Raw genomic sequence first — 8,009 nt, forward strand, 5'->3', positions numbered from 1 at the left:
GTATGTTTAGGGATTAACAGGCGGTGTCCGATTGTCGTTAGGGGTGGATTCAAGTTGTAAGGATTTTAACTGCGTCTCCAATTGATCTAACATAGCCCTTAGTTGATACATTTGCTCTAACATTTTATTGATTTCCTCTTGACTAACGGTTAGAGGATTAGTGAAATCGTGTGTTTGTATAGAAGTAGGCGGAGAGGCAGTGTTATTTATTGATCCCAGTTCAGGAGCATCCGGCCCGAAAATCTGAATAAGCGCATCGCCTAGAGATTCTGTCATAACAAGCTTATCACGGTAAACCATAATGATCCGTTTCATCTCAGGAATACTTCCACCTTGAGTCGCTTGCAAATAGATTGGCTCGATGTATATGAAATTTCCCTGAATCGGCAGGACGAGTAGATTACCCCTGATGACACTCGAACCTTGTTGATTCCAAAGGGCAAGCTGTTTTGAAATTTCCGGATCTTGGTCGATTCTTGATTCGATCTGCAGAGGCCCGTCAATCTCAATATTTTTGGGAAGTTTAAATAAAATAAGCTCTCCATAATGCTTTCCATCCATACGGGCAGCTATCCAGGCAATCATATTACTCCGTGTATTTGTACTGCTTGAAGCAGGAGTAAAAGGTAACATTAAAACAAATTCGGATTGTTCTGAACCTGGAATTTGCATGATCGTGTAATATGGAGCGATATTCTGGGATTTATCTCTAAAAATTTCTTGGGGAATATCCCAGGCATCCTCCTTGTTGTAAAAGACAGTCGGGTCGGTCATATGAAAGTTTGTCAGCATATTGCTCTGAATTGTAAAAAGGGTCTCAGGATAGCGTAAATGCGTTTTTAAGCTTACAGGCATTTGGGAGAAACTTTTGAAGACTCCGGGAAATATTTTTTGATACGTTTGTAAAATCGGTTCCTGTGGATCAACTGCGTAAAAATCGACAGTTCCGTCATAAGCATCAACAATAACTTTTACCGAATTACGAATATAATTGAAATTGTTATTTTCGAAGCGGCTGGAGTAGGGAAGTGCGTTAGACGTTGTGTAAGCATCAATAACCCACTTAAGGCGTTCTTGATCAATAACGAGGTAGGGATCATGATCATAATCAAGAAATGGGGCGAGTTTCTCGACACGCTTTACAATGTTACGGTTTAAAAGAATTCGACTTTGTGAATTGACAACATTCGAAAGATAAAAGCGAGCTGTTCCATGGCGCAGAGAAAGCATAAACTTGTTAAAAGGAGTCATATTGATACCCGTCTTACCCTCATAGCTGCTTTCGGCGTTCGTGTTTCCAAGCGGATAATCAAATTCTTTAATATTGGTATTGACTACGACCCAATCATTGGTTGACTCGCCGTAATAAATTCGAGGCTCTTTAAGGCGGAACTCAGGGTACTCAGTGACAGGAGGAACATCCTTAATCGCAAAACTCGGAAGACCTTCTGAGGACACAGCGTTTGCAAAAGAGGCGGCTACACCATAACCGTGAGTATATTTAAAACGAAGATTGACAAATGTTTTTGCATTACTTGCCAAATCATCGGTGGAGAGTTCTCGGGCTGAAAGCATAACCTGACGATTCTCTCCGCCTATTTGATAGCGATCAATATCGATATCATTAAACTTGTAATACAGCCGGATTCCCTGTTTTTGAGTGAATGTTTGGAGTAAGGGACGGGGATCATTTAAGCGAATATTATTCAAAGTAGCCTTTTCACTACTTAAACTTTGAGCAGTTAATGGGACATCGCCTTGATAGTTCTGCTCTACGACAGAATCCAAACCGTATCCATAACGCGTCATCTTAATTTCGTTTTGAATATAAGGAGTTTCCTTGGCTAATTCATTGGGTATGACGACAAAAGACTGGATCAAAGTAGGATACAGTCCATAAAAAAGGGACCCAGCAATAACGAGGGAGACAAGCGGGACGGTTAACAGTCTGACTTCATGGATAAAGAGTGAAAGCAAAGCGGCTAGAAATCCAAGCAGACTTATAACAATAAGGATATTAAGAATGGGTAAATTTGCGGTTAAATCTGTATAGCCTGCACCGACGACATGGCCATGCTGAGAATAAAGAAGTCGGTATCTGTCTATAAAGTAACCAAACGCCCGAAATACAAATAAAACAGCAAGCAATAAAGCAAGATGACGCCTTGCTGCGGAACTGACCGTTATGGGATTTTTTGTCCAAAATTTTAAAGTGTGAAAATGCAAAACTCCGGTTACCGCATAAAATAAACCTGTAAAAACAGTGAGAAGGAAGAGAGGACCATAAAATACGTTAAAAATCGTTTGAAGAAAAGGTAGCCGGAAAAAGTAGAATCCTAAATCTTTGCCAAAGACAGGATCACTCCGACCAAAAGGGGTATATTTTGCAAAGGAAAGAACCTCCAGCCAGCCCGTAAAGCCTGCAATAAAACTAACTCCAAAACTAACCAAGACAGAAATAATGAGCAGCCAAACTGTCACACGCCTTTGACTCAAATGGTAAATCGGTCGATCCATGTCATGGACCAATCGAAGGCGGCTTCTTAATCTATCATTGACAAAGGTTAAAATAGAATGACGAATCGAGAAAAGAGTGCCCGCGATAAAAAGAAAGAGAATTGTTCCATTTACAATTTGGATAAGGCCTTTGCTTAAGAGCGGAGTCCAAAAAAGCTGTTCATAACCTAAATCTTTATACCATAACCAATCTTCATATAAACCGCTCGAAGCGGTTAAAATGATAATCACAATAATAATTCCGGTGACTACCTTAAGAATACGGCTCAAAATCAGACCTCCTTTACCACAGACTTGATATTATAACCAGTTATGGGAGTTTTAATTAAATTACTTTTATATTCTTCCCAGAAAATGAAAATACCTTCATCAAAATCGGTTGGATTAAAAATGCTTTATTTTCCTTGAAACTATGATATACTTTAGTTACCTTGATACCTGTGTGGGGTATAGTTTAACGGGGGTGTTTTAATGTATGATGTCCTAATTATCGGAGCGGGTCCCGCAGGATTAACCGCAGGAATTTATGCCGCCCGGGGCGGATTGAAAACCGGTATTATTGAGATGGGAATGCCGGGTGGGCAGGCAGCTTCGACAGAGAAGATTGAAAACTATCCAGGATTCCCGGAAGGAATCGGGGGATTTGAACTCATGAACAAATTTCATCAACAAGCTGAGGCTTATGGTGCAGAGTTTATTTTTGATGAAGTCCAAACCCTTGAACTTCGTCATGATGTGAAGAAAATCCATACAGATTCCCGTACCTTAGAATCCAAAGCGGTAATCATCGCTGCGGGTTCAAAACCGCGACCTTTGAATGTTCCGGGAGAAGAGAAGTTTCATGGCCGCGGTGTTTCTTACTGCGCAACCTGTGATGGTGCCTTCTTTAAGGGAAAACAGGTTATCGTTGTTGGTGGGGGAGATGCTGCCTTAGAAGAAGGGTCATATCTAACAAGATTTGCTGAGAAAGTATTTATCATTCACCGGCGAGAAGGGTTTAGAGCCGCACAAATTGCGGTTGAACGTGCTAAAAATAATGGTAAAATCCAATTTGTACTAAACTCGGTTGTTGAAGAAATCCTAGGAACAGATCATGTAGAGGGTGTAAAAATCCGAAATGTTAAAACTGATGAAAAGACAATTCTTACAGCGGATGGAATCTTTATTTATGTCGGAACTGAACCTAATGATAAATTCCTTCAGGGTGAAATTGATGTTGAGAATCGGGGCTATATCATAACGGGAAACCTTCTTCAAACTAATATCAATGGAGTATATGCCGCAGGTGATATTCGTGATACTCCTTTGCGTCAAGTTGCAACTGCAGTTGGAGATGGGGCGCTGGCCGCTGTTGAAGTCGAAAAATATTTAGCGGAATTAAAGGATTAAATATCAATCAATGTAAGAAAAAATGATAATATATGAAAGGCGTTGTTACAAATACAACGCCTATTTCTAAGTTAAAATATTCAAATATGTCAAAATATTGGCTCGAAATATTGAATACATCTTGAAAACAACTTGTATTTTTCACCACATTGTACTATCATTAACATATGTCGGTTTTTCTAGAATTAATGAAAAGCTAATACAAAGAAGGAACTGGGGAGGGAGTTATATTGCATTTCGTGGTTTGTTTGAAGCAGGTACCGGATACATCCGAAGTACGGATTGATCCCGTGACGAATACGCTTATGCGACAAGGCGTGCCATCAATTATTAATCCTTATGATGCACATGCGTTGGAGGAAGCTATTTGTCTCAAAGAAAAAGTAGGGGGAAAAGTGACCATCGTTAGTATGGGCCCCCCGCAAGCAATCGAAGCTCTGAGAAAAGGGATGTCCTTCGGAGCAGATAGAGCAATTTTGCTTAGTGATAGAGCATTTGGCGGTTCTGATTCATTAGCAACGGCCTATATTCTGTCGACTGCAATTCGGAAACTTCATGAGGAAGATCCCATCGACCTTGTTTTGGCAGGTAAAGAAGCAATTGACGGAGATACCGCCCAAACAGGTCCCGGTATTGCCGTACGCTTAGGATTCCCTCAAATCACCTACTCAATTAAGGTGCGTGAGATAACTGAATCAACAATTACCGTAGAACGGAAAACAGAAGGTGGACGTCAGGTTGTACAAGCTCAATTACCTGCATTGATAACGGTAGAGAAAGAGCTTAATGATCTAAGATATGCGTCGTTGCCGAATATGATGAATGCAGCCAAATACGAACCGGAAATTTGGAATTCTCAATCATTACCTTTCGACGCTACACAAATGGGCCTTAAAGGATCCCCTACAAGTGTAGTACGTATTTTTGCGCCGCCAACACGAACCGGCGGAGAAAAAATCGACGGAACCCAAAATCCATCAGGTACTGCAAAAGCGCTTGTTGATACATTGATTGATGGAAATATTATTTCTAATCATCCCACGAAGGGAGGAAAACAATAATGGCCGTTATAGTTGACAAGGCTAAATGTATCGGGTGTGGTGCATGTACAGTAGAATGCCCTTTTGAAGCACTTGAGCTCGTGGATGGAATAGCAGTAGTAGATGCCGAAAAGTGTAAAGATTGTACTAAATGTACTAAAGTATGCCCCGCAGATGCGCTTAGCATGCCTGAGCGTGCTGATAAACCTAAAGCAAAAGCCTCCGCAGAACCGGTTGCTGAGAAAAAAGCGGTTAAACCTTCCCAAGCTGCGGATGGAGAAGTTTGGAGCGGTGTTTGGGTTCTTGTTGAATATATCAATGAGAATGTGTCTACAGTATCATGGGAATTGCTGGGTGAAGGACGAAAGCTGGCGGATGCATTGGGCTGCGATCTTTGCGCAGTCGTAACCGGCTATCAAGTTGACCACGTAATTGATGAAGCATTTGCTTATGGAGCTGAAAAAGCTTATGTCCTGGATAATCCTGTACTGAAGGATTATCGCTCCGACCCATATGCTGATGCCATTACCGAACTTGTTCGCAAGTATAAACCCGAGATTATTCTTTGCGGCGCAACTTCTATGGGCCGTGACGTTTTCCCTTCTATCGCAACTAAAATGCAAACCGGTTTAACCGCGGATTGTACTGTTTTGGAAATTGATCCGGAAACCAGGCTCTTAAAAATGACTCGTCCGGCTTTTGGCGGAAACATTATGGCAACAATTCAATGCCGTACCCATCGGCCCCAAATGTCTACCGTACGTCCGCGTGTTATGGCAATGCCGGAGCGGATTGAAGGACGTAAGGGACAGATTATTCGTGAAGAATTAACGCTCAATGAAGCAAATTATCGCACCAAGGTTGTTGAATTCATTCCTTCTACAGCGAAGAGCGCTTTCTTGGATAAGGCTGAAATTATCGTAGCTGTCGGACTTGGTATTGGTTCGCAGAAAAACATGGCTATTGCAGAAGAGCTTGCTGATGCAATCGGTGGTACAATAGCCGGTACTCGTGGCGCTGTAGAGGCAGGTTGGATTTCTCATGACCAACAAGTTGGACAAACCGGGGTGACTGTTCGTCCTAAGATTTATATCGCATTAGGCATCTCCGGCGCAATTCAACATTTGGTTGGAATGCAAACTTCAGACTATATTATAGCTGTTAATAATGATCCGGAAGCTGCTATTTTCAATGTTGCTAACTACGGAATTGTTGGTGACATCCTCCAAGTGGTTCCTGCCTTAACAGCTGAATTAAAAATGCGCCTAGGTGCGGCGAAATAAGGAGGGGCAAACATGGAAAACTTTGATGTGATCGTCGTCGGTGGCGGTCCTGCTGGCCTGTCTGCCGCAATTAGTGCTGCAAAGGCAGGTATGAAAACCGTAGTTATTGAACGTGGAGATTATCCGGGTACGAAAAATGTGATGGGCGGAGTTCTTTATACCCAAGCAACCGCTGAGGTAGTCCCTGAGTTTTGGAAAGAGGCTCCTCTCGAAAGACCGGTTATTGAACAACGCTATGGATTATTAAGCGGGGATGAAATCATCACGGCTGCATACCGTGACCCGGCTTGGTCTCAGGAACCTTACAATGCTCATACTGTTCTCCGGGTGAAGTTTGACGGCTGGCTCGCAAAACAAGCTGAAAATGCCGGAGTCATGATCATTCCTGAAACAGTCGTGGAGGATCTCCTTTACAAAGGGGACTTAGTTGTAGGTGTACGCACCGGTCGCGCGGAAGGTGATCTTGGTGCTAAAGTAGTAATCTTGGCCGAAGGTGCTAACAATTTCGTTGCTCGCAAAGCGGGCTTAGCTTCAGAGCTTCAATCTGACAAGGTTGCTGTTGCTGTTAAAGAAATTATTGCGCTTCCTCAGGAAAAAATTGAGGATCGTTTCTGCTTAGAGCCCGGTCAAGGCGCAACAATAGAACTGTTTGGCGATTCGACGGATGGTATGCTTGGAACCGCTTTCATTTATACCAATCAAGATTCGCTCTCGATTGGGGTTGGGGTTATTCTTAATCAATTAATTGAGAAAAAATGGACCCCGAATGACCTTTTAGAAAATCTTAAATCAAAGCCTTATATCAAACGCTTGCTCCAGGGCGGAGAAACGAAAGAATACCTTGCCCACTTACTGCCTGAAGGCGGCTATAAGGCAATGCCGAAATTGTACCGTCAAGGGGTTCTCGTTACCGGAGATACAGCTATGCTGGTTAACGGAATTCACCGTGAAGGTTCGAATCTAGCGATGACTTCCGGCCGGATCGCGGGAAAAGTTGCCGCTGAAGCGATTAAATCAGGCGATATCAGTGCCCAAGGGCTGAGCATTTATGATAAGCGCCTACGCGACACTTTCGTCGTCAAAGATCTTCACACTTACCGCAATCTTACTGGGTTTATGGAAAGTAACCCACACTTGCTGCAAGTCTACCCTGAAATTGCAGCTAACGCGATGCATAGGTTCTTTACAGCCAGTGATACACCGAAGGGTGAAGGCTTCAAGAATATCGCCAAAATGGCCTTTGAAAAGCATTCTAAGGGTGCAATTTTCAAAGATATCTTTAGAGCATGGAGGGCACTGAAATGAAATTAGATGATAAATTATATTTAGTGCGCTTTAATACTGACAAACTAAATCATATCAAAATTGCAGATAACGAGATCTGCCTAAAATGTCAGGATAAGCCCTGTACCCGCGTATGCCCGGCACATGTTTATGACTGGGATGAAGAAGAAAATCGTATTTCTGTAGGATATGAAGGCTGTCTTGAGTGTGGTACTTGCCGTGTAGCATGTCCCAAAAACAATATTCTTTGGCAGTATCCACGCGGCGGTTTCGGTGTATCCTGGAAAAACGGTTGATTAAATATCTTTAAGAATATCTGGGGGGCAATGATTTTCATTGCCTCCTTTTTATAATTAATAGCCTCTCGGCATTCGCCGAGGTAGATGGTTCAAGACTTTGCTTGAACCATCAATATTGAATTCCTCCTACTTTTCGGTAGGGGGTTTTCATTTTTGGAAACACCAAATTGGAAATTCCCTCAGAAAATTTTTATTGC

At 42.3% G+C, this 8,009-nt stretch carries 6 protein-coding genes; 5 read left to right on the forward strand and 1 reads right to left on the reverse strand.

The genetic code is table 11. The features are described 5' to 3' along the window. Nucleotides 1-6: 6 nt before the first annotated feature. Nucleotides 7-2,787 carry a UPF0182 family protein gene (locus VB077_RS02715; RefSeq protein ID WP_323413678.1) on the reverse strand — a complete coding sequence of 927 codons (2,781 nt, stop codon included), beginning with the start codon at nucleotides 2,785-2,787 and terminating at the stop codon, nucleotides 7-9. Nucleotides 2,788-2,988: 201 nt separating this feature from the next. On the opposite strand from VB077_RS02715, the gene trxB reads away from it, so the two are divergent. The 5 genes from trxB to VB077_RS02740 all read left to right on the forward strand — a co-directional run bounded on the left by trxB (nucleotide 2,989) and on the right by VB077_RS02740 (nucleotide 7,809). Beyond that, on the forward strand, nucleotides 2,989-3,906 hold the full coding sequence (gene trxB, locus VB077_RS02720) for a thioredoxin-disulfide reductase (RefSeq protein WP_323413679.1): 918 nt from the start codon (nucleotides 2,989-2,991) through the stop codon (nucleotides 3,904-3,906). A 230-nt stretch (nucleotides 3,907-4,136) separates the two neighbouring features. After that, nucleotides 4,137-4,967, forward strand: coding sequence for an electron transfer flavoprotein subunit beta/FixA family protein (locus VB077_RS02725; RefSeq protein WP_323413680.1), 831 nt, complete (start codon nucleotides 4,137-4,139; stop codon nucleotides 4,965-4,967). Then, entirely contained in the window at nucleotides 4,967-6,229 is a 1,263-nt protein-coding gene (locus VB077_RS02730) for an FAD-binding protein (RefSeq protein WP_323413681.1), read from the forward strand. The genes VB077_RS02725 and VB077_RS02730 overlap by 1 nt, the downstream gene beginning before the upstream one ends. Nucleotides 6,230-6,241: 12 nt before the next feature. Further along, the gene (locus VB077_RS02735) at nucleotides 6,242-7,534 is read left to right on the forward strand and encodes an FAD-dependent oxidoreductase (RefSeq protein WP_323413682.1); all 1,293 of its coding nucleotides are present in this window, start codon (nucleotides 6,242-6,244) and stop codon (nucleotides 7,532-7,534) included. After that, nucleotides 7,531-7,809: a ferredoxin family protein gene (locus VB077_RS02740; RefSeq protein ID WP_323413683.1), complete on the forward strand. Its 279-nt coding sequence runs from the start codon at nucleotides 7,531-7,533 to the stop codon at nucleotides 7,807-7,809. Before VB077_RS02735 ends, VB077_RS02740 begins: the two co-directional genes overlap by 4 nt. Nucleotides 7,810-8,009 lie beyond the last annotated feature (200 nt).

Source organism: Desulfitobacterium sp. (genome assembly GCF_034927245.1).
Classification (GTDB): Bacteria; Bacillota; Desulfitobacteriia; order Desulfitobacteriales; family Desulfitobacteriaceae; genus Desulfitobacterium_A.

Excerpts from the sequence above, each read along its gene's own strand:
- VB077_RS02740 (WP_323413683.1), top strand. The coding sequence starts at position 7,531 with ATGAAATTAGATGATAAATTATATTTAGTGCGCTTTAATACTGACAAA.
- VB077_RS02730 (WP_323413681.1), top strand. The coding sequence starts at position 4,967 with ATGGCCGTTATAGTTGACAAGGCTAAATGTATCGGGTGTGGTGCATGT.
- trxB (WP_323413679.1), top strand. The coding sequence starts at position 2,989 with ATGTATGATGTCCTAATTATCGGAGCGGGTCCCGCAGGATTAACCGCA.
- VB077_RS02735 (WP_323413682.1), top strand. The coding sequence starts at position 6,242 with ATGGAAAACTTTGATGTGATCGTCGTCGGTGGCGGTCCTGCTGGCCTG.